The 24787-nt window shown below is 68.9% G+C and carries 19 protein-coding genes, 1 tRNA gene and 3 pseudogenes; 9 read left to right on the top strand and 14 right to left on the bottom strand.

Annotated elements, in window-relative coordinates; translation table 11 throughout:
- Positions 1-261: 261 nt before the first annotated feature.
- The 4 genes from J7E91_RS21785 to dnaK are packed head-to-tail and all read right to left on the bottom strand — an operon-like array spanning position 262 to position 4509.
- Complete coding sequence (locus J7E91_RS21785; RefSeq protein ID WP_214907376.1) at positions 262-717, bottom strand: heat shock protein transcriptional repressor HspR; 456 nt, start codon at positions 715-717, stop codon at positions 262-264.
- Between the two features lies 1 nt (position 718).
- Positions 719-1906, bottom strand: a complete 1188-nt coding sequence (dnaJ, locus tag J7E91_RS21780; RefSeq protein WP_214907369.1) for a molecular chaperone DnaJ — start codon at positions 1904-1906, stop codon at positions 719-721.
- 57 nt (positions 1907-1963) lie between these two features.
- Positions 1964-2653 (bottom strand): nucleotide exchange factor GrpE, encoded by a 690-nt coding sequence (grpE, locus tag J7E91_RS21775; protein WP_214907367.1) that lies wholly within the window; start codon positions 2651-2653, stop codon positions 1964-1966.
- A complete protein-coding gene (dnaK, locus tag J7E91_RS21770; protein ID WP_028810507.1) occupies positions 2650-4509 on the bottom strand; it encodes a molecular chaperone DnaK in 1860 nt (619 codons plus the stop codon). The genes grpE and dnaK overlap by 4 nt, the downstream gene beginning before the upstream one ends.
- 180 nt (positions 4510-4689) lie before the next feature.
- Between dnaK and J7E91_RS21765 the strand changes: the two genes are divergently transcribed.
- The 4 genes from J7E91_RS21765 to J7E91_RS21750 all read left to right on the top strand — a co-directional run bounded on the left by J7E91_RS21765 (position 4690) and on the right by J7E91_RS21750 (position 9881).
- Positions 4690-5181 carry a sugar transferase gene (locus tag J7E91_RS21765; RefSeq protein WP_214907365.1) on the top strand — a complete coding sequence of 164 codons (492 nt, stop codon included), beginning with the start codon at positions 4690-4692 and terminating at the stop codon, positions 5179-5181.
- A 141-nt stretch (positions 5182-5322) separates the two neighbouring features.
- On the top strand, positions 5323-7614 hold the full coding sequence (locus tag J7E91_RS21760) for a (Fe-S)-binding protein (RefSeq protein WP_214907363.1): 2292 nt from the start codon (positions 5323-5325) through the stop codon (positions 7612-7614).
- A gap of 186 nt (positions 7615-7800) precedes the next feature.
- Positions 7801-8889 carry a VCBS repeat-containing protein gene (locus tag J7E91_RS21755; protein WP_214907360.1) on the top strand — a complete coding sequence of 363 codons (1089 nt, stop codon included), beginning with the start codon at positions 7801-7803 and terminating at the stop codon, positions 8887-8889.
- Between the two features lie 101 nt (positions 8890-8990).
- Positions 8991-9881 (top strand): Yip1 family protein, encoded by an 891-nt coding sequence (locus J7E91_RS21750; protein ID WP_308376885.1) that lies wholly within the window; start codon positions 8991-8993, stop codon positions 9879-9881.
- 84 nt (positions 9882-9965) lie between these two features.
- Here J7E91_RS21750 and J7E91_RS21745 read toward each other — a convergent pair whose 3' ends face one another.
- From J7E91_RS21745 to J7E91_RS21735, 3 genes are all read right to left on the bottom strand, one after another.
- A complete protein-coding gene (locus tag J7E91_RS21745; RefSeq protein WP_028810512.1) occupies positions 9966-10463 on the bottom strand; it encodes a phosphoribosyltransferase in 498 nt (165 codons plus the stop codon).
- 8 nt (positions 10464-10471) lie between these two features.
- Positions 10472-11047, bottom strand: coding sequence for a dCTP deaminase (gene dcd, locus J7E91_RS21740; RefSeq protein ID WP_028810513.1), 576 nt, complete (start codon positions 11045-11047; stop codon positions 10472-10474).
- 100 nt (positions 11048-11147) lie between these two features.
- Positions 11148-11324: a hypothetical protein gene (locus J7E91_RS21735; RefSeq protein ID WP_214907357.1), complete on the bottom strand. Its 177-nt coding sequence runs from the start codon at positions 11322-11324 to the stop codon at positions 11148-11150.
- A gap of 188 nt (positions 11325-11512) precedes the next feature.
- On the opposite strand from J7E91_RS21735, the gene J7E91_RS21730 reads away from it, so the two are divergent.
- Positions 11513-11586 (top strand) — tRNA-Gly (locus tag J7E91_RS21730).
- 463 nt (positions 11587-12049) lie between these two features.
- On the opposite strand, the pseudogene J7E91_RS21725 reads toward J7E91_RS21730, so the two are convergent.
- Together J7E91_RS21725 and J7E91_RS21720 are read right to left on the bottom strand one after the other, a co-directional pair.
- Positions 12050-12588, bottom strand: a pseudogene (locus tag J7E91_RS21725) (site-specific integrase); the annotation flags it as partial.
- Positions 12524-13006, bottom strand: a complete 483-nt coding sequence (locus J7E91_RS21720) for a transcriptional regulator (protein ID WP_374224755.1) — start codon at positions 13004-13006, stop codon at positions 12524-12526. The pseudogene J7E91_RS21725 and the gene J7E91_RS21720, both read right to left, overlap by 65 nt.
- A gap of 607 nt (positions 13007-13613) precedes the next feature.
- Between J7E91_RS21720 and J7E91_RS37080 the strand changes: the two genes are divergently transcribed.
- Complete coding sequence (locus J7E91_RS37080; protein WP_214907355.1) at positions 13614-16772, top strand: FG-GAP-like repeat-containing protein; 3159 nt, start codon at positions 13614-13616, stop codon at positions 16770-16772.
- 288 nt (positions 16773-17060) lie between these two features.
- Here J7E91_RS37080 and J7E91_RS21710 read toward each other — a convergent pair.
- Positions 17061-18360, bottom strand: a pseudogene (locus J7E91_RS21710) (NAD(P)/FAD-dependent oxidoreductase).
- A 94-nt stretch (positions 18361-18454) separates the two neighbouring features.
- Positions 18455-18907, bottom strand: a complete 453-nt coding sequence (locus tag J7E91_RS21705) for an ATP-binding protein (protein WP_251016056.1) — start codon at positions 18905-18907, stop codon at positions 18455-18457.
- Positions 18908-18937: 30 nt separating this feature from the next.
- On the opposite strand from J7E91_RS21705, the pseudogene J7E91_RS21700 reads away from it, so the two are divergent.
- A pseudogene (locus J7E91_RS21700) lies at positions 18938-19135 on the top strand (chaplin family protein); the annotation flags it as partial.
- 122 nt (positions 19136-19257) lie between these two features.
- Here J7E91_RS21700 and J7E91_RS21695 read toward each other — a convergent pair.
- On the bottom strand, positions 19258-19908 hold the full coding sequence (locus J7E91_RS21695) for a fasciclin domain-containing protein (RefSeq protein WP_214907351.1): 651 nt from the start codon (positions 19906-19908) through the stop codon (positions 19258-19260).
- A 336-nt stretch (positions 19909-20244) separates the two neighbouring features.
- Between J7E91_RS21695 and J7E91_RS21690 the strand changes: the two genes are divergently transcribed.
- Together J7E91_RS21690 and J7E91_RS21685 are read left to right on the top strand one after the other, a co-directional pair.
- Positions 20245-20832, top strand: coding sequence for a sigma-70 family RNA polymerase sigma factor (locus J7E91_RS21690; protein WP_214907349.1), 588 nt, complete (start codon positions 20245-20247; stop codon positions 20830-20832).
- Positions 20829-21578: an anti-sigma factor domain-containing protein gene (locus tag J7E91_RS21685; protein ID WP_214907347.1), complete on the top strand. Its 750-nt coding sequence runs from the start codon at positions 20829-20831 to the stop codon at positions 21576-21578. Before J7E91_RS21690 ends, J7E91_RS21685 begins: the two co-directional genes overlap by 4 nt.
- 159 nt (positions 21579-21737) lie before the next feature.
- Here J7E91_RS21685 and J7E91_RS21680 read toward each other — a convergent pair whose 3' ends face one another.
- Positions 21738-22385, bottom strand: a complete 648-nt coding sequence (locus tag J7E91_RS21680; RefSeq protein ID WP_214907345.1) for a fasciclin domain-containing protein — start codon at positions 22383-22385, stop codon at positions 21738-21740.
- Positions 22386-22439: 54 nt separating this feature from the next.
- Complete coding sequence (locus tag J7E91_RS21675) at positions 22440-24020, bottom strand: molybdopterin-dependent oxidoreductase (protein ID WP_308376881.1); 1581 nt, start codon at positions 24018-24020, stop codon at positions 22440-22442.
- Between the last annotated feature and the right edge of the window lie 767 nt (positions 24021-24787).

Below are 24787 nucleotides of genomic sequence, written 5' to 3'. Positions count from 1 at the left end.
AACAACAACCCCAGCTCGTCCCGCACCCGGATCGCCAGGCTCCCTTTCGGGAACGCGGCCCGCGCCACCCGCACCGTCTCCGCCGGGATCTCCCCAGACCCCTTCGGCTGCATCGACATCCGCACCCACCCCACACGACAACGTCGGCCTTCAAGACCACAACCGGGTCTCGAAGGCCGACGTCACGCACAGGCCCGAATTAACCAACAGCATCCCCACGTCAGGGGGCCGGGCCTCGCGCGTTCAGCGGAGCTGACGGAGCTACTCCGCCGCCCTCTTGGGCTTGGGACGCCACACCACCAGCGCACTCGCCTGCTGTACGTCCTCGTACCGGACCAGGTCACGCCGGTACGACGCGTGGACCTGCGCCTCGCGCTGCTGCAACGCGGCCGCCGCGCCGTCCACCGCCGCCGAGAGTTCGGCGACGCGCTGCTGGAGCGCGGTCACCTGGTTCTCCAGCTCGATGATGCGCTTGATGCCGGCCAGGTTGATGCCCTCGTCCTGCGACAGCTGCTGCACCTGACGGAGCAGCTGGATGTCGCGGGCCGAGTAGCGCCGCCCGCGCCCGGCCGTGCGGTCGGGGGAGACCAGGCCGAGGCGGTCGTACTGCCGGAGGGTCTGCGGGTGCAGGCCGGAGAGCTGGGCCGCGACCGAAATGACGTACACCGGTGACTCGTCGGTCAGTTGGTACGGGTTACGACGCATGCGCGGGTCCATCTCATGCTCCCTTCGCGGCCTGGAACAGCTCCGCCCGCGGGTCCTCCCCCGCGGTCGCCTCACGGTAGGACTCCAGCGCCTCACGGGCCTTGTCGTCAAGGCCCTTCGGCACTTCGACCTCCACGGTGACCAGCAGGTCGCCGCGGGTGCCGTCCTTGCGGACCGCCCCCTTGCCGCGGGCGCGCATCGTACGGCCGTTGGGCGTGCCGGGCGGCAGCTTCAGGGTGACGGGCGGGCCGCCCAGCGTCGGTACCTTCACCTCGCCGCCGAGCGCCGCCTCCACGAAGGTGACGGGCACGGTGACGGTGAGGTTGTCGCCCTTGCGGCCGAAGACCGGGTGGGTGCCGACGTGGACGACGACGTACAAGTCGCCCGCCGGGCCGCCCCGTTCACCGGGACTGCCCTTGCCGCGCAGCCGGATCCGCTGGCCGTCGGAGACGCCCGCCGGGATCCGGACCTGCATGGTGCGCGAGGATTTGGCGCGGCCGCTGCCCTTGCATACGTCGCAGGGGTCCTGGGCGATGAGCCCGCGGCCCCGGCAGTCGACGCACGGGTCGGTGAGCGAGAACCCGCCACCGCCGCCGCGCGACACCTGGCCCGTACCGACGCAGGTCGGGCACACGCGGGGTGTGCCGTTCTTGTCGCCGGTGCCGGCACACGCCTTGCAGGGTGCCTGGCTGGACATCCGCAGCGGGACCGTGGCCCCGTCGACCGCCTCGGTGAAGCTGAGCGTCACCTCGGACTCGATGTCCTGGCCGCGGCGCGGCTGCGTACCCGTACGCGTACCCGGCCCGCCCCGGTTGAACAAGCCCCCGAACACGTCCCCGAGGCCGCCGCCGAACCCGCCGGCGCCGCCGGTCTGGGCCCCGCCCTGGGCGCCTCCGAAGAGGTCGCCCAGGTCGAAGTTGAAGGTGCCGCCGCCGGCGCCGGGACCGGGGCGGAAGCCCCCGTTCCCGAAGAGAGCACGCGCTTCGTCGTACTCCTTGCGCCGCTTGGGGTCGCCGAGGATGTCGTTCGCCTCGGAGATCTCCTTGAAGCGGTCCTCCGCCTTGGCGTCGCCCTTGTTGGCGTCCGGGTGGAACTCGCGGGCGAGCTTCCGGTACGCCTTCTTGATCTCGGCCTCGGTGGCGTCCTTCGGGACGCCGAGAACCTTGTAGTAGTCCTTCTCGACGAAGTCCTTCGTGCTCATCCCCGACGTCCCTCCTTCCTGCTGCCGCTACAACACCTGTTACCGCTACTGGTCACGTCAGCCCTCGTCCGGGCCACCGCTCTCCTCGTCCGGAGCCGCAGCCTGGGCCTGAGCCGAGGGCTCGTCCGCCTTGGCGGGCGTGGCGCCGGGCTGGGGCTCGGCCACCGCGACCCGCGCGGGACGGATGGTCCGCTCGCCGATCCGGTAGCCGGGCTGGAGGATCGCGACGCACGTGGTCTCGTCGACGTCCGGTGCGTACGAGTGCATCAGAGCCTCGTGGATCGTCGGGTCGAAGGGCTCGCCCTCCTTGCCGAACTGCTGCAGGCCCATCTTGGCGGCCACCGTCTCCAGCGATTCGGCGACCGACTTGAACCCGCCCACCAGCTCGCCGTGCTCCCGCGCGCGGCCGATGTCGTCGAGGGTCGGGAGGAGCTCGCTCAGGAGGTTCGCGACAGCGATCTCCTTGACCGTGACCCGGTCCCGCTCCACGCGGCGACGGTAGTTCTGGTACTCCGCCTGGAGCCGCTGGAGGTCCGCGGTGCGCTCATTGAGCGCCATACGCACCTGGTCCAGCTGCGCCGTCAGAGCTACGTCCTGTACGTCCCCGGCCGGGGCTGCCGGGCCCGACTCCTCGGCGGAGTCGGTCCCTGCCTTTTCGGGCGCGGCAGCCTGCGGTTCGGCGTCTTCGGGAGTGGCGCCGGAAGGGACGTCGGGCTTCTCCTCGAAGCCCGGAGTCTCCTCCGTCATGCGGCGCCTCCCTGCCGGCCGGCGTCACGCTCGTCGTCGACGATCTCGGCGTCGACGACGTCGTCGTCAGCCTTGGCGTGGCCCTCGGCACCCGGAGCGTCGCCGCCCGCGGCCTGAGCGCCCTCGGCGTTGGCGTACATGGCCTGGCCGAGCTTCTGCGAGACGGCCGCGACCTTCTCCGTAGCCGTACGGATCTCGGCCGTGTCCTCACCCTTGAGCTTTTCCTTCAGCTCGGTGATGGCGGTCTCGACCTCGGACTTCACGTCACCCGGAACCTTGTCCTCGTTGTCCTTGAGGAACTTCTCCGTCTGGTAGACGAGCTGCTCGGCCTGGTTGCGCGCCTCGGCGGCCTCGCGGCGCTTGTGGTCCTCGTCCGCGTACTTCTCGGCCTCTTCGCGCATCCGGTTGACCTCGTCCTTCGGCAGCGAGGAGCCACCGGTGACGGTCATCTTCTGCTCCTTGCCGGTGCCGAGGTCCTTGGCAGCGACGTGCATGATGCCGTTGGCGTCGATGTCGAACGCGACCTCGATCTGCGGGACACCGCGCGGGGCCGGCGGCAGACCCGTCAGCTCGAACATGCCGAGCTTCTTGTTGTACGCCGCGATCTCGCGCTCGCCCTGGTAGACCTGGATCTGCACGGACGGCTGGTTGTCCTCGGCCGTCGTGAAGATCTCGGAGCGCTTGGTCGGGATCGTCGTGTTGCGCTCGATGAGCTTCGTCATGATGCCGCCCTTGGTCTCGATACCGAGAGACAGGGGCGTGACGTCGAGGAGCAGGACGTCCTTGACCTCACCCTTGAGGACACCGGCCTGGAGCGAGGCGCCGATGGCGACGACCTCGTCCGGGTTCACACCCTTGTTGGCGTCCTGACCGCCCGTGAGCTCCTTGACGAGCTCGGCGACGGCCGGCATACGGGTCGAGCCACCGACGAGAACGACGTGGTCGATCTCGGAGAGCTGGATGCCCGCGTCCTTGATGACGTTGTGGAACGGCGTCTTGCAGCGCTCCAGAAGGTCGGCGGTCAGCTGCTGGAACTGCGAGCGCGTGAGCTTCTCGTCCAGGTGCAGCGGGCCCTCGGCCGACGCCGTGATGTACGGCAGGTTGATCGAGGTCTCGGTGGAGGAGGACAGCTCGATCTTGGCCTTCTCGGCCGCCTCGCGCAGACGCTGGAGCGCCATCTTGTCCTTGGAGAGGTCCACGCCGTGACCGGAGTGGAACTGCTTCACCAGGTAGTCGACGACGCGCTGGTCCCAGTCGTCACCACCGAGGTGGTTGTCACCGTTGGTGGCCTTCACCTCGACGACGCCGTCACCGATCTCAAGGAGCGACACGTCGAAGGTGCCGCCACCGAGGTCGAAGACGAGGATGGTCTGGTCGTCCTTGTCGAGGCCGTACGCCAGGGCGGCGGCGGTCGGCTCGTTGACGATACGCAGGACGTTCAGGCCCGCGATCTCGCCGGCCTCCTTCGTCGCCTGGCGCTCCGAGTCGTTGAAGTACGCCGGGACGGTGATGACCGCGTCGGCCACCTTCTCGCCCAGGTACGCCTCGGCGTCGCGCTTCAGCTTCTGCAGGATGAAGGCGCTCATCTGCTGCGGGTTGAAGGTCTTGCCGTCGAGCTCGATGTTCCAGTCGGTGCCCATGTGGCGCTTGACCGACCGGATCGTCCTGTCGACGTTGGTGACTGCCTGGCGCTTGGCAACCTCGCCTACCAGCACTTCACCGTTCTTCGCGAAAGCGACGACGGACGGCGTGGTCCTGGCGCCTTCGGCGTTGGTGATGACGGTGGGCTCGCCGCCCTCCAGAACGCTGACGACGGAGTTGGTGGTGCCCAGGTCGATGCCGACCGCACGTGCCATTTCGATTCCTCCAGCTGACTTGAGTGGAACAGACTCAAGGATGCATGACGGATCCGATCGCGTCAACAGACCTGAGTGAGGGCGACTCAACTCTTATGCGGCCCTTATCGGCATGAGCACGGCACGCCCACACCCAACCGTGCCCCATTTCTGGACGAAAGGCATGAAAAAGTACGCCCCATGCTTGCGAAGCGCATCTTCGACCTGGCGGTCACCGCCGCCTTACTGCCGATCGCCGCCCCTCTCCTGCTCCTCACCGCCACCGCGGCGGCCGTAACGTCGCGGGGCCCGGTGCTCGTACGGAAGACCCGTGCGGGCCTGGCCGGCCGCCCCTTCGGGATGCTGACGCTCCGCACCGACCCCCGCACCCCGGTCGGCGGGCTGCTGCGCCGGTGGCGGCTGGACGTACTGCCGCGGCTGATCCACGTACTGCGCGGCGAGATGTCCCTGGTCGGGCCGTGCGCGCTGCCGCCGGGACATCCTTCGGCGACACGGGCGAGACTGGTGGTGCGGCCGGGCATCACCGGGCTGTGGCAGGTCGGCGGGCGCTCGGAGCTGCCGTGGGAGGAGATGGACGTACTGGATCTGCATTACATCGAACAGCACTGGCTCGGCCTCGACCTGGCCGTCCTGGCCCGCACGATTCCCGCGGTCCTCGCCGCCAGGCGCTGAGGGAAGCCTTACGCGACACAGATCACCGCCTGCGCAGCTACAGTGCGGCGGCATAAATGGGTACGCTCAGCACGGACTGAATAAGTTACCGCTTAGTAATCCCACTGAACTTTCACCCTCGCAGGCCCGAGGAGCCCCTTAATGCAACTCGCCGCGATCATCGTGTCGCTGGTCCTGACCGTGGTCGGCGTTGCGCTCATCGCCCGAGCCGTCGCGCAGATCTACCGGTTCGTCAAGCTGGGCCAGCCCGTCCCCGCGGGCAGCCGCACCGACAACCCGAAGCAGCGCACGATCACCCTCGCCAAGGAATTCCTCGGCCACAGCCGGATGAACCGGTGGGGCATCGTCGGCGTCGCGCACTGGTTCGTCGCGATCGGCTTCCTGACGCTGCCGCCGACGCTCGCTCAGGCGTACGGCCAGCTCTTCCGGGCCGACTGGATGCTGCCGGTCATCGGCGGCTTCCTGCCGTTCGAGATGTACATCGAGTTCATCGGTCTGATGACGGTGGTGGGCATCGTCGTCCTGATGGCGATCCGGCTGCTCAACCTCCCCTCGCGGGCGGGCCGCAAGTCGCGTTTCGTGGGCTCGAAGGCCTGGCAGGCGTATTTCGTCGAGTACATCATCCTGACGATCGGCCTGGCGATCCTGGTGCTGCGCGGCCTCGAAGGCGCGATCCACCATGTCGACGGCTACGACGCCGCGTACTTCGTGTCGTACCCGCTCGTCCTCGCCTTCGACGGCCTGAGCGTCTCCACCCTCCAGACGCTGATCTACCTCACCGCGATGATCAAGATCGGCACCTCGCTGATCTGGATGATCACGGTCTCGCTGAACACCAACATGGGTGTGGCGTGGCACCGCTTCCTCGGCTTCCCGAACATCTGGTTCAAGCGGAACGCGGACGGCTCCAGCGCCCTCGGCGAGCTCAAGCCGATGACGTCCGGTGGCAAGGAGATCGACTTCGAGGACCCGGGCGAGGACGACACCTTCGGCGTCAGCCAGGTCGAGCAGTTCAGCTGGAAGGGCATCCTCGACTTCTCCACGTGTACGGAGTGCGGCCGCTGCCAGTCGCAGTGCCCCGCCTGGAACACCGGAAAGCCGCTTTCCCCGAAGCTCCTGATCATGTCGCTGCGCGACCACGCGCACGCCAAGGCGCCGTACCTGCTCGCGGGCGGCGGCAAGACCATGGAGGGCGAGGAGAAGGCTTCCGCCGAGCAGCTGAAGGACGTCCCGGCGTCCGCCCTCGCCGAGGCCGAGCGTCCGCTGATCGGCACGCTCGAAGAGAACGGCGTCATCGACCCGGACGTGCTGTGGTCCTGCACCACCTGCGGCGCCTGTGTCGAGCAGTGCCCGGTCGACATCGAGCACATCGACCACATCGTCGACATGCGCCGCTACCAGGTGATGATCGAGTCCGCCTTCCCCTCGGAGGCCGGCACGATGCTCAAGAACCTGGAGAAGAAGGGCAACCCCTGGGGCCTGGCCAAGAAGCAGCGCGTCGAGTGGACCAAGGAGGTCGACTTCGAGGTGCCGATCGTCGGCAAGACGATCGAGGACCTGTCCGAGGTCGAGTACCTCTACTGGGTCGGCTGCGCCGGCGCCCTGGAGGACCGCGCGAAGAAGACCACCAAGGCCTTCGCAGAACTGCTGCACATGGCGGGCGTCAAGTTCGCGATCATGGGCGGCGACGAGAAGTGCACGGGTGACTCGGCCCGCCGCCTGGGCAACGAGCCGCTGTTCCAGCAGCTCGGCCAGGAGAACGTCGCGATGCTGAACATGGCGTACGGCGAAGACGAGGACGATCCGGCGACGAAGAAGCCCAAGTCGTCGAAGAAGATCGTCGCGACCTGCCCGCACTGCTTCAACACCATCGCGAACGAGTACCCGCAGCTGGGCGGCGAGTTCGAGGTCATCCACCACACGCAGCTGCTCCAGCACCTCATCGACGAGGGCAAGCTGATCCCCGTCACCCCGGTCGAGGGCCTCATCACGTACCACGACCCCTGCTACCTGGGCCGGCACAACAAGGTCTACACGCCGCCGCGCGAGATCATGTCGGCCGTCCCGGGCCTGCGTCAGCAGGAGATGCACCGCCACAAGGAACGCGGCTTCTGCTGCGGCGCCGGCGGCGCGCGCATGTGGATGGAGGAGCGGATCGGCAAGCGCATCAACACCGAGCGCGTCGACGAGGCGCTGTCCCTGAATCCGGACATCATCTCGACGGCCTGCCCGTTCTGCCTGGTCATGCTCACCGACTCGGTCAACGGCAAGAAGGCTGAGTCGGACAGCGGCTCCGCCGCGGGCGGCAAGGCGAAGGAGTCCCTCCAGGTCGTGGACGTGGCACAGCTGCTCCTCGACTCGGTGAAGACACCGGCCGAGCCCGACGACGCGACGGAGCCGGAGAGCGCGACGGAGCCCGAACCGGCGAAGTAGCCAGTGCGGTAACCCGCGCGAAGTCGAAGAAGCGGCCGGATCTGCCTCGGGGGCAGGTCCGGCCGCTTTCCTACTCTCGCTCCCTCACCCTGCTCACTCCGCTTACCGCAGCGGTCAAAAGAGAGCATCATGTGCCGACTGGAACTTGCGATGCGGGCGGGGTGGGTCGTGCGAAGAGGGATCGCAGTGGCAGCGGTGAGCTGCGCCGTACTCCTGACCGGCTGCGGCGCCTCCGCCGACAGCGGCTCCCCGGCCACCGGCGCCAAGGCCGTCTCCTCGCCCGCCACCCTGGCGGCCAAGGCCGCCGCGCCTCCGCACCCCGTACCGCACGGCAGGGGCAGCCGCGTCGCCGAGGACTTCAACGGGGACGGCCACCGCGACCTCGTGCTCAACGACCTGGTCAAGGACCCGGAAGACCGCCTGGGCGACGACGCGGGCATCGGCATCGTGTACGGCTCCGAGCCCTCCCGGCCCCTCGACCCCTCCGTACGCCAGCTCCTGACGCCAGCCCGCAACGCGGCCCGCACCGAGGGCGTGCTTCCCGCGGCCTTCGACGCCGAGGCGGCCTGCGACCTCGACCGGGACGGCTATGCCGACCTGGTGGTCACCACGGACCCGCCGTTCAACGGCACGGGCATGCCGCCCGTACCGCTCCAGATCCTCTTCGGCGCCGCGGACGGCCTCACCGGCAAGGCGGTCAAGCTCCGCATCCCCGACCGCGCCCGGTTCGGCAACGAGTGGCCCGGCCACCCCGTCTGCGGCGACTTCGACGGCGACGACAGCAAGGACCTGGCGGTGACCGCCGGCGGCGGACGCCTCAGCTACCTGCGCGGCCCCTTCACCCGCGCCGGCGCCCCGCGCGCGGCCGCGGACGCGCTTCCGGGCGTCGGCCCCGTCCTCGTCTCCCCCGACCTCGCGCCCGACGTCAACGGTGACGGTTACGACGACCTCGTCTCCGCGACCCGCACGCACGCGCCCGGAACCGCCGGACGCGCCACGCTGCTGCCCGGCGGACCGACGGGCCCCGGGCGCCCGGGCGGTACGTACACCTTCAAGGCGGTCAAGCCGCGGCCGGGCGACCTCCCGGCCGGCGAGGAGACGTCCACCACGGACCTCCTGCGGTACGCCGACTTCGACGGCGACAAGAAGCCGGACACGGTGGCGCGTACACACCGGGGCGAGACGAAGGACGTCATTACCCTCCACTCCTCAGCCGTTGGCGGCAAAAAGGCCGTCACTTTCTCCACGGCGGTTTTCTCCACCCAGCAGCGGTGACCCCGCACTCCCCCTAGGGGATGTCACAGCTCGGCCGCAAAGCCGGGCCTGTTGCGGCAGGCCCGGCATACGGCGCATCCGGACCAGGTACGTTCGATTACGTGGCTGGATTCAGGATCGGACGCGGCCGGGACAACCGCACCCCGCAACAACAACCGCAGCGGCAACAGCAGCAGCAACCGCGGCAACAGCCGTACGGGCAGCAGGCAACACCGCCTCAGTCCCCGTACGGCCAGCAGCAGTGGCCGCAGGCACCGCAGTACGGCGGACAGCACGGCGAGCCCGAATACTTCGGCGACCCGCACCATGCCCAGGGTGGCGGCCCCGGAGGCGGTGACCCGTACGCCGCCAGCAACAACCCGGGCCACACCACCGCGTTCAGCATCGGCGAGGACCCGTACGGCGACGGCAGCACCTACCACGCCGGCAACGCCCCCGCCCCGTCGGCGGGCCCGCGCCTGCACTGGAAGCAGCTCCTGAGCGGCATCGTGCTGCGTCCGGGCCCGACGTTCTGGCAGATGCGCGACTACCCGGTGTGGGGCCCGGCGCTGGTGGTGACCTTCCTCTACGGCCTGCTGGCGGTCTTCGGCTTCGACAAGGCCCGCGAAGAGGCCATCAACGCCACCCTGGCGAACGCCATCCCGTACGTCCTGACCACCGGCATCGCGGTGATCATCTGCGGCCTGATCCTGGGCGCGGTGACGCACACGCTGGCCCGCCAGCTCGGCGGCAACGGCTCCTGGCAGCCGACCGTCGGCCTCTCGATGCTGATCATGTCGATGACGGACGCCCCGCGTCTGGTCTTCGCGATCTTCCTCGGCGGCGAGAACGCGCTGGTCCAGGTACTCGGCTGGGTGACGTGGCTGGGAGCGGCGGCGCTGTTCACCTCAATGGTGAGCAAGTCGCACGACCTGCCCTGGCAGAAGGCGCTGGGCGCGTCCGCGATCCAGCTGGTGGCGCTGCTGTCCCTGATCAAACTGGGCACGATCTGACGCAGGCACCACCCACCCCCCACCCGCTCCGCACGACGAAGAGGGCCCCGGCGCGAATCCCGCACCGGGGCCTTTCTACGCTTCTTACGCGTCCAGAACCTGCCCGGTGCGCCGCACGACGGGCTTCTGCACGCTCCAGGGGAAGTTGATCCATTCGTCGGTGCGCTTCCACACGTACTCGCATTTCACGAGCGAATGCGACTTCTCGTAAACGACCGCGCTGCGCACCTCCGCCACATGATCGAGGCAGAAGTCGTGCACGAGCTTGAGCGTCTTGCCCGTGTCGGCGACGTCGTCCGCGATCAGCACCTTCTTATTACTGAAGTCGATCGCGTTAGGGACGGGCGCCAGCATGACCGGCATCTCAAGGGTCGTCCCGACCCCCGTATAAAACTCCACATTCACGAGATGAATGTTCTTGACGTCGAGGGCGTAGGCCAGCCCACCAGCGACAAAAACTCCACCCCGCGCGATGCTCAGCACGATGTCGGGCTCGTACCCGTCGTCGGCAATGGTCTGCGCGAGCTCGCGCACCGCGTTGCCGAACCCCTCGTAGGTCAGATTCTCCCGTACATCACTCATACCCGGCATCACACCTGCGTCCGATGGAAATTGAGGAAGGACCGCGAGGCGGTCGGCCCGCGCTGCCCCTGATAACGCGACCCGTACCGCTCGGAGCCGTACGGGAACTCCGTGGGCGAGCTCAGCTGGAACATGCACAGCTGCCCGATCTTCATGCCGGGCCAGAGCTTGATCGGCAAGGTGGCGAGGTTCGACAGCTCAAGCGTCACGTGCCCGGAGAAGCCGGGATCGATGAACCCGGCGGTGGAATGAGTGACAAGACCGAGCCGCCCGAGCGAACTCTTCCCCTCCAGCCGCGAGGCGAGATTGTCCGGCAGCGTGATCGTTTCGTACGTCGACGCCAGCACGAACTCGCCGGGGTGCAGGATGAACGCCTCATCACCCTCCGGCTCCACCAGCCGCGTCAGGTCCGCCTGCTCGACGGCGGGGTCGATGTGCGGGTAGCGGTGGTTCTCGAACACCCGGAAGTAGCGGTCGAGCCGCACGTCGATGCTCGAGGGCTGCACCATGGATTCGTCGTACGGATCAATACGCACGCGTCCGGCGTCGATCTCGGCCCGGATGTCCTTGTCTGAGAGAAGCACGCCCCGAGGATACGCAGAGCGCGCGGGCCCGCCCCAATCGGACGGCCCCGCGCGCCTCCCACTCCGGCCTCCGGCCGGCCTCAGGCCGACCTGACGCTCCCTAGCGCTGCTCCAGCACCGCCACCGGCACGGCATGCCGAAGCCGGGCACAACGCGGACAGCGGATGAGCCGCCCCGGCCCGATCCGGTCGGCTCCGAGCTGCTGCAGCGGGAACGATGTGGTGCTGAACACGTGCCCCTCGGCACAGCGGACGACGGTGGGCTCCATCAAGTCCATCAAGTCCCTTCCCCAACAAAGCGTGGACGAGAAGGCCACATTAGGGGATGAACAGGACGCCACTCCAGGCGGCACTCCGCCCTCCAAGGTACGCCCACACGACGCCACGAAATCGCCCGACCGCACACACCGGCCGGGCGATTGGGGTACACTGTGCGACGAAGCGGCGCCAGCCAACGGCCCGCTACGCGGGTGTAGTTTAATGGTAGAACATGAGCTTCCCAAGCTCAGAGCGCGAGTTCGATTCTCGTCACCCGCTCCACAGAAAAGCCCCAGGTCAGAGACCTGGGGCTTCCTTGTTGTCCAGACCCCCCAGAGCCGTCGCGCCCTCCGCGTGCCCTAACTCGCCGAAATCACCTGCCCAGAGAGCCGCCGACGCTCCACGCGCGAGCCTGAGGCTGCAACTGTCTCAAATGACGAGACGCGCTTTCTGTGATCTACGTCACCAGATGGGCGTGGGTCTGTGAATTCGCGGAAGCAACACGGCGGTTGGCTGGGGGACGCCCCGCGCGACTGATGGGCTCGCCAGCGGGCCGATTTCATGTCGCCCTGGAAGGGCGGCAACGTCCGCCTCCTGGCCCGCCCGCCCAGCGGACGACGGCTCCACTTATGGAGGACCCGAGGGCCCCGGACCCGCTGCAAGGCGGATCCGGGGCCTTGGGTCACTGACCCTGATCAGTCGCCGGCTTGCGGCGCCGGACGACGCAGCACCCCGCCCATAGCGGTCAGGCTTCCCGCGCGACCTGTTGCCGGGACGCGTTCTTGTGGCGTGCGGCGCGCACCCTCGCGTCGATGCCCTCCTCGACTTCCTGCTGCCGCTCGCCGTCGGAGTGCTGGTAGATCAGCGCGGCCTTCTCCGACGACTGACCGGCGCGGACCATTGTGTCCTTGAGGGTGGCGCAGGACTGGGTGGACAGGGTGTGGCCGGTGTGGCGGAGGTCGTAGAAGCGGAAGTCGTCCGGCAGGGCAGGGCAGCCTCGGCGCGGGCGCGGCGCCACTTGCGGCCGAAGGTCGAGCGGCGAAACGCCGCCCCCTTCTCCCCGACGAACTGCAGCCCATCGGGGCCCTTCTCGGCGAACCAGTCCAGGTGCCGCTTCACCTCCATGTAGAGGAAGGCGGGAAGGTAGATGGTGCGCTCGCCGGCGGCGGACTTTGTGTGGCCTTCTACGCGGCAGCCGGTGGTCAGTTCGGGTGCGGCGTCACTGACCTTGACCGCGAGTGGTTCGAGCGTGACGGTCGGCCGCCGCAGTGCAGCCTGCTCCTCCGAGGTGGCTGCTGGCCGCTTCCGCCATGGCGTTGGAGACCGTGACATCGGCCTCCTCCCGGATGTCGGGGTGCTCGACGAGGTAGGCGTCGAGGGCGTCGCGCGCCTGTGTGAAGGCGGCGTTGGCGCGCTGCGTCTGCCGGAACGCGTCGACGACATCGTCGATGAATTCCATGGCGCGGGCCATGGCCGCGAGCCGAGGGGGACCGACCAGGTTGCGCAGTGAGACGCCGAAGACCTCGGCAAAGCCGATGGCTTCGTCCACATTGATGCGGCGCTTGCGGTTTTCAATGCGCCAAACCGCAGAGGAGTTCATCTCGTAGCCGGGCCCATTCGCATGATCGCGAATGGGCCTCTGAGGCTGTCCGGCAGCGGTAGCACCGCCTCGAAGGCGTCTCTTGGCCGTGTCGGTGTGCAAGGAGGCGCCGACGGACCCTCTGAAGCTGGTGACGGATGCGGAGCTCTCCCGTGTCCAGGTTCACGTCAGACCAGGTGAGGCCCAGAATCTCACCCTTGCGTAGGCCAAGGACAGGATCAGGACATACGCGCCGTACAGCTAGCCCCGCCAGGTCCGCGCGTTCTCCAGGAAGGTGCACGCCTCCTCGACCGACCACGGGTCCGGCCGCTTGCACCGAGCTCGCTGGACCTTGACCAACTGGGCGACGCGTCACAGGGCGGTGCTGGGGGCGGGCGGTCACTTGGCCCACCGGCCGAGATCAGGGGTAAGTGGGGCGATCGACGACTCTGCGCGGGCTGACACCAGATCCGGAAGGCCTCAGACCTGGCAGGCTCCATCCCAGGGAAGACCCGGACGAGTTCGATCATCCGGGCCCTATCCGTTTTCCGTTTCGCCCACTAACGAGAGATTCGTGAGTACGTTCGAATCCCGTGTATGTCCTGTGTTACCTTTCGGCGCTTGTTGGAGGCCTGTTCCGCATCGCGCCACGTCGATATGCACCGCTTGCGCGTGTCCGTGTGCGTCCGCGTTGAGCTGCCTCCTCCTCACCAGTCAGTTGGAGGTATGCGTGACAGGACGACACTCGCCTGGCCGTAGACGCACGTTCATACGCACGGGCATCGCCACTGCCGCCGCCCTCGCGGTCGCCGGCGGTGCCACCCCGTTGCTCCTGCAGGGAGCCCAAGCCGAGCCCACGCCCCTGACGATTCCGGTCCCCGATCGGTTCGCACCGCTGAAGAACACCGTGCATGATGCGGGCGCCTCGGGCTTCCTCACCAGGGAGGAGCAGGAGGGCGACGCCTACAACACCGGCTTCGGCCCCATGAGCGGCTACCGGTGGATCCCGCAGAGCGGCGACGCGCAGGCCGTCGGCTCCGACCCCGCCGATTCCGGTGTGCGGGTGGATGGCTCGGCCTCGGACGTCGTCGCCCTGTATACGAAGGCGTCCCGCACGGTCGAGCTGAAGGACCTGAAGGCGGGTACGTCGACGACGTTCACGCTGCCCGACGGGCACATCTACCTCGGTGCCACGGGCGGCGCCGTCCTCACCGCCACCTCGAAGGACACCGGCGGCATCGAGGCGCTGCACGTGCTGCGCAAGCCGAACGGCGGCGAGCTCACGGACACCACAGTGACCGGTGCCGTGCCCGCGTCCGCGTGGCCGGTCGGCGCCGACGGGCACACCATCGCCCTGCGCACCCCCATCACCGGTGGCCAGCAGATCACGCTCGTCGACCTGGACGCCGGGCGCGCGACCCTGGCCTTCCCAGCCGCGTGGGCGAGCGCGCAACTGCAAGTCGCGCTCTCCGACAAGTACGTGGGCTGGTACGACAGCGAGTACGGCGACGACAAGGTGCATCTGCTGCGCCGGGACACGCTCGACGGCGCCGAGACGACGGTCGACGTGGCGGGCAGCCGCGAGTACCCGGCCAACGTGGCGGTGCTCGGCGACTACGTCCTCGCCACCACCGGCTATTCGCCGCAGCAACCCGGCGACGAGTACCAGCTGCGCCAGGGCGGGGAGCTGCGGGCGCTGCCCATCGGCGGCGGCGACGCCAAGACCCTGCTGCCGCACGCGGCCCTGTCCATGGCGGCGGCGTCCGACGGCGGCGTCCTGGTGACGGGCGGCGCGGACGCGGGCCACTGGGCGGTACGCAAGGCCACGGTCGACGCCGACGGCCTGATCGGCCTCAGCACGCTGCGCGCGCTGCCCGCACGCGCCGGACAGCTGCGTGAACTCGCCCTGTCCACCGGAGTGCTGGCGACCACCGAGTGGGACACCAACTCCTACCCCTCAATCTTCAAGCGCACCCTCGACCTCGGCGACAGCCCGTCCGCGGGCGACCGCTCGGTGCTCCAGGAGCCCGCGGCGACGGACGACGCGAGCGACGTACGCCGATACGCGAACACCCTCCCCGTCGGCACCGGCGACGGCCGCTTCGCGTACAAGGTCAACTACGCGTACAGCACCTCGAAGACACACCTCGAGGTGCGCTCCTCGGCGCAGGACACGCTGTCCCTGCCGCTGCCCACCAACGACGCCAACGGCTTTCCCACGACATACGGCCACAAGGTGCTCTCCGCGTCCGGCCGCTATGTCGTCTTCGGACAGGGCACCGGCTCCGGCGACCACCAGTACGTGGCGGACATGGCGGCGACCGGCGGGCCGAAGATCATCTCCGAGCGGGTGGGCGGCGGAAGCGCCGTGTGGGGCACCAGGCTGTGGACGGTGGGCGACAGCGACGGCACCATCAAGGCCGTCGATCTCAAGTCCAAGGAGACCGTCGACACCGTCGACATCGGCTGCACGCCGACCCGGCTCCAGGCCGTGGGCCGCTGGGTCGCCTGGGACTGCACCTCCGGCTCCGGGCTCTACGACCGTACGACGAAGCAGAAGACCGGCCTTCCCGCCGCGGGTGAGCTGGGCGACGGTTATCTGCTCAGCCTCGACAAGGACGCCGGGAAGGTCCGCCTGACCGACCTCCACACCGGCACCGTCGGTGACACCCGCGACCTGGCCGATCTGCCCGGTACCACCGGGAAGATCACGGCCGACCGGTTCGGCGGCGGCGTCGCTTGGCTGGACACGGCCACGGGCGTCGTGCACGCCCAGTCCACCGGTCTGCCCACGTCCCCGCTCGCCAAGATCGAGTCGCACCCCGACACCTCCGTCTACCTGAAGTCCACGACGGACGCCCGCTGGGACGGCTCCTGGCAGCTGTCCAAGCCCGCGGCATCCGGCGCACAGGTCGTGATCAAGGACAGGACGGGCCGTACTGTGCGGACGCTCGACGCCACCACCCGCGGCGCCGCGCTGACCGCCGCCTGGGACGGCAAGGTCTCCGGCACCACGTACGCGACCGACGGGACGTACACCTGGACGCTGACCGCGGCGCCGAAGGACGGCCAGAGCGCGGCCCTACAGCTCACCGGACGCATCACGCTGGCCGGCGGCGCACGCGGCCACCACGACCTCAACGGCGGCGCGGGCGACCTGATGACGCTCGACTCCTCCGGCTACCTCACCACCCACTACGGTGACGGCAAAGGCGCCTTCGGCAGCAAGGCGTCCGGCTCCGGCTGGCCCGCGGGCACCTACGCCGTGCCCTTCGGAGACCTGACCGGGGACCGCTGCAACGACCTCCTGGTCCGCATGCCCGACGGCAGCCTGCGCCGCTACACGGGCAAGTGCGCGGGCGGCGGCTACAGCCCCAGCGGCAACTACGCGGCAGTGAGCACCGGCTGGCAGCAGTACAACGTGCTGACCGCGCCCGGCGACCTCACCGGCGACGGCCGTACGGACCTGATCGCGCGACAAGCCTCCACGGGCGACATCTACCTGTACGCCGACAACGGCTCCGGCGGCTTCAAGAGCCGGGTGAAGATCCGCTCGGCGTGGACCACGTACACCCACATCACCGGCGTCGGCGACCTCAACGGCGACGGCTTCGGCGACCTGCTCGCCCGCCGCAGCGACGGCACGCTCTTCCGCTACGACGGCACGGGCGGGGGTCAGTTCAAGGACCGGGTCACCGTCTTCACGTCCTGGGGCAAGACGTACAACGCGATGGTGGGTGTCGGCGACATCACCGGGGACGGCAAGGGTGACCTGGTCGTCCGCGACACCTCCGGGAACCTCTACCGCAACGACGGCAAGGGGAACGGATCATTCACCTCGCGCACGCAGATCACCACGGGGTGGCAGGGCTACAAGGGCCTGTTCTAGAAGACTGCTGAACGTCTCGGTTTCTGGCCTCGACTCGATCGAGTCGAGGCCAGCCTTGTAGGGCATGGTCGGGCCGGTGGGACCGTGGGTTGACTCGCTCATTGAGTAATTCGAGCTCCTGACGGTGCCCCCCACACACACACTGGCCATTGACGTCGACGAGCAGCGCACCACCACCGCACCAGATCGAGCGGGGAACAAGGGGAATCACGGGGAGAGCGGCGGAGCCGCACAGTCGCCAGACCAGCCGTTCTGCCAGGTCACCGCCCCAACCGCTCATCCGCGGCGTCACCACCGCACGCCGAGAGCCGCTGCCGCTTCGACACCCGAACGGCAGCCGTCCTCGTGAAAACCCCACCCGTGGTAGACGCCCGCGTACGCGGTCACCCCCGTGTTGATCCGGGTCAGATGCCGCTGGGCCACGACGGACGCCGGTGTGTAGACGGGGTGCTCGTACACCATCCGCGCGAGGACCTTGCCGGGGTCCACCCGTCCGTCGGCATTGAGCGTGACGACGAAATCGTCCGCCGTCCCCAGTCGCTGCAGGCGGGTCATGTCGTAGCTGACGTGAACGGCGTCGGACGCGGCCCCGCAGGAGGGCATGAAGTAGTTCCACCACGCCCGTGCCCGCGCGGAGCGCGGCAGCAGGGCGGTGTCGCTGTGCAGAACCGTCGGATTACGGGAGTACTCGAACGCGCCCAGGACCCGCCGCTCGTCGTCGGTCGGGTCGGTCAGGATGCGCAGCGCCTGATCGGGACGGACGCCGATCACGACAGCGTCGTGTTCCTGGGCGTCACCGTCGGCGGTCACTACGCGCGCGCGATCGGTGAACCGCTGCACTCTGCGCACGGGGGGTGGCGACGCGTACGGTGCTGATCTCCTTGGCGACCCGGTCGACGTACTCCTTCGAGCCACCGGTCACCGTCTTCCACTGCGGCGAGCCGGTGACCGTCAGCAGGCCGTGGTGGTCCAGGAAGCGGAACAGGTACCGGGCGGGGTAACGCAGCGCGGTCTCCGGTGGGCAGGACCAGACCGCTGAGACGAGCGGAGTGACGAAGTGCGCGTTGAAATAAATAGGGGGAGTACCCGCCCTCGTGCAGGAACCGGCCCAGTGTGTACGTCGATTCGCCACGGCCGACGAGAAGACGGCGGGCCGCTCGGTGAAAGACGGGCACCTCCGCGAGCATCCGGAGGTACCGGCCGCGTAGCGCCGCCCTTCCGGTGAACAGGCCGGCGAGACCTCGTGCTCCGGCATACTCCAGTCCGCAGCCCTCGCACCGCACCGCACCGACATTCTCATCTCGGCCTCCTGGGTGGTCACGCCCAGCTCCGCGAACAGCCGTAGCAGCATCGGGTAGGTCCGCTCGTTGTGCACGATGAAGCCGCTGTCCACCCGGAGCAGCCGCCCGCCGGCCGTGGTCGGCTCGTGTGTGTGGGCGTGTCCGCCGAGCCTGGCGTCCGCCTCGTACAACGTGACATCGCAGGCCCGTTGCAGTACGTAGGCGGCAGTCAGACCTGCCACGCCTCCGCCCACGACAGCCACGCTTCGCCGCTTCATCGCTCCACCCCTCGCCTCGGGCCGCCTCATAGCGCGTGTCGCGCGAGCTACGAGGGTGATTCGAAGCCCGTCCCGGGCCGGATTGGTCACGGCGCGCGATTCCGCGGACGTGTGCGGCCGTCCGCTATCCCTTGGCAGAGCCTGGCCTGGCTTCCAATTGGGCCCACATCGTGTGCCCGTGGCTGGAGGGTTCGTCGCCCCAGGACGACGCCAGGGCGTCGACCATGAGCAAGCCGCGACCGCCCTCGGCGAGGAAGCCGGAGGGGTGACGCCATCGAGCGCGTACGACGTCGATGTCGATGCCGGGCCCGGCGTCATCGACCTCCAGCCGCACGTACCACGGCCCTTCGTCACCGCAGAAGAGCCACATGCGCACACCCCACGGCGGAGTGCCATGACGCACGGCATTGGACAACATCTCTGTCATGACCAGCAGTACGTCACCGGTGAGGCTCTCCAGACGCCAGTCAGCCAGGCAACGGCCGATGGCGGCTCGTGCTCCGGCAACTGTGTTCGCCGTCGAAGCGGGAGAGCGGCAGCTCCCGGGGGCCGGTACAACGGGCACGAGGACTTTCATGCCTCTGATTCGTCACCGACCCCATTCCGGATGGGTCGACCGACAGTGCTGGGGCCGAGTGCCGGGGGCCGAGTGCTGGGTGTCGCGCGACCGAGTGAATCACGGTGCGCACGCCCGCCTGGCCGGCCCCGCTGCCTCACCGGCGTCGGCCGGCAGCGGCGCCGAGGCAGTCACGGCGGATCGCCCGGCGTACTGTCGGGCAACGTCGTCCAGGTGCCGGTGCACGTACCCCTCAACGCCTGCGGCGACTCAGTCGATGTCATCGGCTTCCGGAACCCGACCTTCCACGTGACCGGCGGGCGCGGTAGGGGGCTCGGGCGGAAGCCCGAGCCCCCTACCCGCTCCTGCGGTTACCTCGGGGGCATGAGGACGGTGTCGACGATGTACACGGTGGCGTTCGCGGTGGGCACATTGCCGCACACCACGTTGGAGGTGCCGTTCACCTCGTACGACTCACCCGACCCCGACGTGGTCAAAGTCCCCTTCTGAAGCGTCTCGAACGAGCCGCTCTCCAGCTGCTTCGGCGTCAGCTTCTGCCCCACCACGTGATACGTGAGGATCTTCGTCAGCGTCGCCTTGTCGTTCAGCACCTTGTCCAGATCCGCCTCCGGGATCTTCGCGAACGCGTCGTTCGTCGGCGCGAACACGGTGATGTTCTGCGCGTTGTTCAGCGTGTCGACCAGACCGGCCTTCTTCACCGCGCTCACCAGCGTGGACAGAGCCGGATTGTTCGACGCGGCCGTCGCCACCGGATCCTTCCCCATCCCCTCGAACGACCCCGCACCCTCCTTCGGCACCGACGCACACGCCGAACCGAACGGCCCCGACGCCTGCGTGTTCGCCGTGTCGTCCTGCGCGGGGCTGTCCTGCGCGGCCGAAGGGCTGGAGGACTTGTCACTGCCGGCGTCGGCGTCGTTCATGCCGCAGGCGGTGAGGACGAGAGGCAGAGCTGCGGCCACGGTGACTGCGGACAGGGCACGACGCGAGCGGATGCGGAACATGTATCGGTCTCCTTCGAAGAGACGGGCACCGTCAGGTGCACCGGCAGAGGGTTGTCGGCGGATACGGCCCGAGGCCTCCACTGGCTCCCGAGGCCGTATCGCTTCCCTCACGGCCTGCATTCGTCGCGACCGCCGGCACGGATTGGTCGTCAGGGCCTTTTTCCTCGTGTCGTGTGACGGGTCCCACCCATCCGCACGGCCGGCGGCTACGAACCAATGACGGAAGCAACCGAAGGTGGCATTTCGCTCACCTGTAGAACGGGGAGAGTTGCGTATGGGCGACCAAGGAACGCTGCCTCACCACGTCGGCTCCGGCCGCCGCCGCGGTGGTGCGCGATGAAGGAATTCGCACGCGCCCGTGGCGTGCCGCAGAGCGGCCGCGCCGGCTTGTCCGACGTCGTCGCGCGCGTCGCCGATGGTGATCAGGACGCCTTCGCCACCCTGTACGACTCCATCGCCGGTCCCGTGTTCGGGCTCGTGCTGAAGGTGCTGCGCGACCCCTCGCAGTCGGAGGAAGTCGCGCAGGAGGTCATGGTCGAGGTATGGCGGACAGCGACCCGGTTCCGCCCGGAACAGGGCAGCGTGATGACGTGGGTGATGACGATGGCCCACCGTCGCGCGGTGGACCGGGTCCGCTCCGAGCAGGCGGCCACGGACCGCGAGCAGCGCACCGCGCGCCGCGACCAGACACCCCCCTACGACCAGGTCAGCGAGGAGGTCACCGTGCGGCTGGAGAGTGAACAGGTACGGCGCTGTCTGCGGACCCTGACCGATCTCCAGCGGCAGGCCGTGACACTCGCCTACTACCAGGGCTACACCTATCGGGAGGTCGCCGCCTCCTTGTCGGCGCCCTTGGGGACGGTCAAGACACGGCTGCGCGACGGACTGATCCGGCTACGTGACTGCATGGGAGTGAACGCATGAGCGAGGACCACATGCACGCCCCCACCGGCGCGTACGCCCTCGACGCGCTGCCCGATGACGAGCGGGAAGCCTTCGAACACCACCTGCGCGGCTGCCCCGCGTGTGCCCAGGAAGTAAGAGAGCTGAAGGCCACCGCAGCCCGGCTGGGAACGGCCGTGTCGGCCGCGCCGCCCGAGGCGCTGAAGAGGCAGGTCCTGGAACGGATCCGGACCGTCCGCCAGCTCCCTCCACAGGTGCGGGCAGGCCACGGCATGCCCCAGCGGGCGGTCGCCGGTCGCCGCGGGTACCTGCCGAGGCTGGTTCTGGCCGCCTGCCTCGCCGGGGCCACCGGTTTCGGCGGGGTGGCCGCCTGGCAGTACCAGGAAGCGCGGCAGGCCGACCAGCGTGCCGAGCAGGCCCGGGCGGAGACGGCCGGCATGGCCCGCGTCCTGTCGGCTCCCGATGCCCGGACCGTCACCGGAAACGTCAAGGGCGGGGCCAGAGCCACAGTGATCGTCTCCCGCGGTGAGAACAGCGCTGTCTTCCTGGCCTCCGGGCTGCCTGAGCTTCCGCAGGGCAAGACCTACCAGTTGTGGTTCGACGACGGTGGGAAGATGAGGCCGGCCGGCCTCGTCGCGCACGACGGCGGCCGGATGTTGGAAGGAGACGTCGGCGCCGCCAAGGGTGTGGGCGTCACGGTCGAGCCGAGCACCGGCTCACCTCGGCCCACGAGCGCTCCGCTGGCCCTCCTCGGCCTCCCCACCTGACCGACGGCCCGGTGCCGACCCCGAGACATCCATGAACCCCGCCGGGTAGTCGGCGGGGTTCATGGCAGGATGCCGACCGTCTCCGGTCGGCCCGGTGCGAGGGCGGGACGACCACTGCCGGTCGTCCCGCCCTCGCAGTGTCCGCGGCTGCTTCCGCGGTTACCTCGGGGGCATGAGGACGGTGTCGACGATGTACACGGTGGCGTTCGCGGTGGGCACATTGCCGCACACCACGTTGGAGGTGCCGTTCACCTCGTACGACTCACCCGACCCCGACGTGGTCAAAGTCCCCTTCTGAAGCGTCTCGAACGAGCCGCTCTCCAGCTGCTTCGGCGTCAGCTTCTGCCCCACCACGTGATACGTGAGGATCTTCGTCAGCGTCACCTTGTCGTTCAGCACCTTGTCCAGATCCGCCTCCGGGATCTTCGCGAACGCGTCGTTCGTCGGCGCGAACACGGTGATGTTCTGCGCGTTGTTCAGCGTGTCGACCAGACCGGCCTTCTTCACCGCGCTCACCAGCGTGGACAGAGCCGGATTGTTCGACGCGGCCGTCGCCACCGGATCCTTCCCCATCCCCTCGAACGACCCCGCACCCTCCTTCGGCACCGACGCACACGCCGAACCGAACGGCTTGTCCGTCGCTGTGATGTCGTCGGATGCCTGGCTCTGTCCCTCCTCGGGGGCAGTGGTGGAGGCGGCGTCCGAGGTGGAGGTGGCGGGATCGTCCGAGCAGGCGGCCAGGCCCAGAGGAAGTGCGGCGGCAGCGGCCACGGCGACGGCAACTCGGCGGATGCGCAGTGTGTTCATGAGGATCTCCTGGCGTGTAAGGGTTGAGCACGGATGTGTGTGCGGTTCGACGGTCTAGTCCACGCTGACCACCACCGAATGCCGACCGCTGGCTCCGTCGGGGATGGTGCGGGTGCGCCTCTCGGTCTGCACCTGGCCGGTGCGGTCGGTGGCGCGGACGGTGAGGGTGTGGGTGCCGGGGGTGGCCGCCCAGCGGTAGGACCACTGACGCCACGTGTCGGCGGTGTCCTCGGTCGCGAGGTCGGCCGTCTGCCAGGGACCGTCGTCGACGCGTACCTCTACTCGGTCGATGCCGCGGTGCTGGGCCCAGGCGACGCCGGCGACCACGACGGTTCCGGCTGTGGGTCGGGCGAACGGCTTGGGCGTGTCGATCCGCGACTGTGTCTTGATGGGTGCCTTACGAGCCCATTTCCGCTTCACCCAGTACGGGTCGTAGGCGTCGAACGTGGTGAGTTCGATGTCCTCGATCCACTTGCAGGCCGATACGTAGCCGTACAGACCGGGCACCACCATGCGGACGGGGAAACCGTGGTCGAAGGGCAGCGGTTCGCCGTTCATGCCGAGGGCGAGCAGTGCGTCGCGGCCGTCCATGACGTCTTCGACCGGGGTACCGAGCGTCATGCCGTCCACGGAGCGGGCCACCAGCTGGTCGGCCGGGCCGCCGCGTGACGGCGGCCTCACGCCGGCCTCTTCGAGCACGTCGGAGAGGCGTACGCCGATCCAACGGGCGTTTCCGACGTAGGGGCCACCGACCTCGTTCGAGACGCAGGCCAGCGTGATGTCCCGCTCGATCAGCTCCCGCCCCAGCAGGTCCTGGAAGGTGAGCGTGAGTGGCCTGCGGACGCCTCGGCCGTGGACGCGCAGCTGCCAGCGGCCGGCGTCGACCTTGGGTACGACCAAGGCCGTATCGACACGGTAGAAGTCTTTGTTCGGCGTGACGAACGGGCTCAGACCCGCGACGCGCAGCTGCGCGCCCCTTGGCACCGGCGCGGCCGGTGAAGCAGGCCGTGGCAGGACCACGGCCTCCCGCGAGGCGACGGCACCCCGCGTCCGTGTCCCGCCCAGAGCCCGCCCAAGAGCACCGGCGCCGGTGGACGCCGCTGCCACCACGGCGGCGGACAGAAGAAAACCCCGCCGGTCCCAGCCGGGCTCCGGCGATGCGCCGGACGGCTCCGCGACGGTGCGGGGCACGAGGCGTCCGACCAGCCAGTAGAGCGCTCCGGCACCCGCGAGCGCACCTGCCAAGGACGGCAGCCCGTCGGTGAGGGAGGCGGAGTCCGGGCGGCTCGTGGCGGCGAGAGCACCGACCACCCCGAACACGAGCACGCCCGCGGCACCGAGGCGCCGGTGGCGAAGGGCCACCAGGCCCAGCGCGATGGCCAGCAGGCCCAGCATGGCAATGATGCCCAGCTGGAGTACGACCTTGTCGTCCTCACCGAACGTGCGGATGGCCCAGTCCTTGACCGGAGCGGGGGTGCGGTCGATCGCCGCGCCGCCCACCGCGGTGATCGGGCCCGCTTCCGGCCGGACCATGGCGGCGATCAGTTCGGCGACGGCCAAAGCCGCGTACCCAGCCAGCAAACCGCCCGGCCCCGCGAAGGCCGGCCGCTGCCACGAAGCGCGTGAAGTAGTCACACTCGCTCTTCGGGGCCGGACGGCAACCGGATTGGTCGTTCACTCGAACGAGTGACGCCAGGCATACGGACCCGGCATCCCGGCACGGCAGCCCGGGGCCGCTCCGCATGCCTTGATCTCAGCAGGACCCCGGCCAACGACCACGTCGCGTCATTCCAAGGAGGATGGCGAGGCCGGCCCGCGGAGTACGTGCCCCCGCAGGTGATGAGCCGCAGCCCGGCGCAATCGACATCGCGGTACACCTCAACGGGGGGCCGCCTTGTTCGCAGGCCGAGCGTCTGATGACCTCGGCACGCGCAGCCCGCTCCCTCGGCGGTTCCGGCGACATGGGTGCCGGGGCGTTGCAGTTGTCGCGTTCTGGCCGTCACCTACGAGGAGTCCCCCGGTGGGCAGCCACAGCGGCCGGACGAGAGCGTCTGCTCGCCGCACGCCGAGCCCACGAGCCTCACAAGCGCCCGCCGCCGCCATTCCCGGACCGGTTGCCGGAGCGAACCGCGCTTACCGAAGCCGGCGCGCAGGCATGCGCCTTGCGGTGAGCGGCCAGCGCGCCTCCTCTCTCAGCGCTCGTGCCACTACGTGCCATACGTAGGGGTGAACAGCGGTTGCCACGGGCACCGTCCGACCGCTGACCGCAGCACACCCAACCATTCCCGCTGGTCAGCGCGCAGCTTGCGTGCAAGTGCCGGTTGCTTCCCAAGCTCAGAGCGCGAGTTCGATTCTCGTCACCCGCTCCAAACAAAAGCCCCAGGCCACGAGCCCGGGGCTTT

Source organism: Streptomyces sp. ISL-99 (assembly GCF_018614005.1).
In the GTDB taxonomy this organism is placed as follows: domain Bacteria; phylum Actinomycetota; class Actinomycetes; order Streptomycetales; family Streptomycetaceae; genus Streptomyces; species Streptomyces flavidovirens.
The sequence above is the reverse complement of the archived record's forward strand: the minus strand, read 5'-3'. Positions and strand labels throughout refer to the sequence as shown.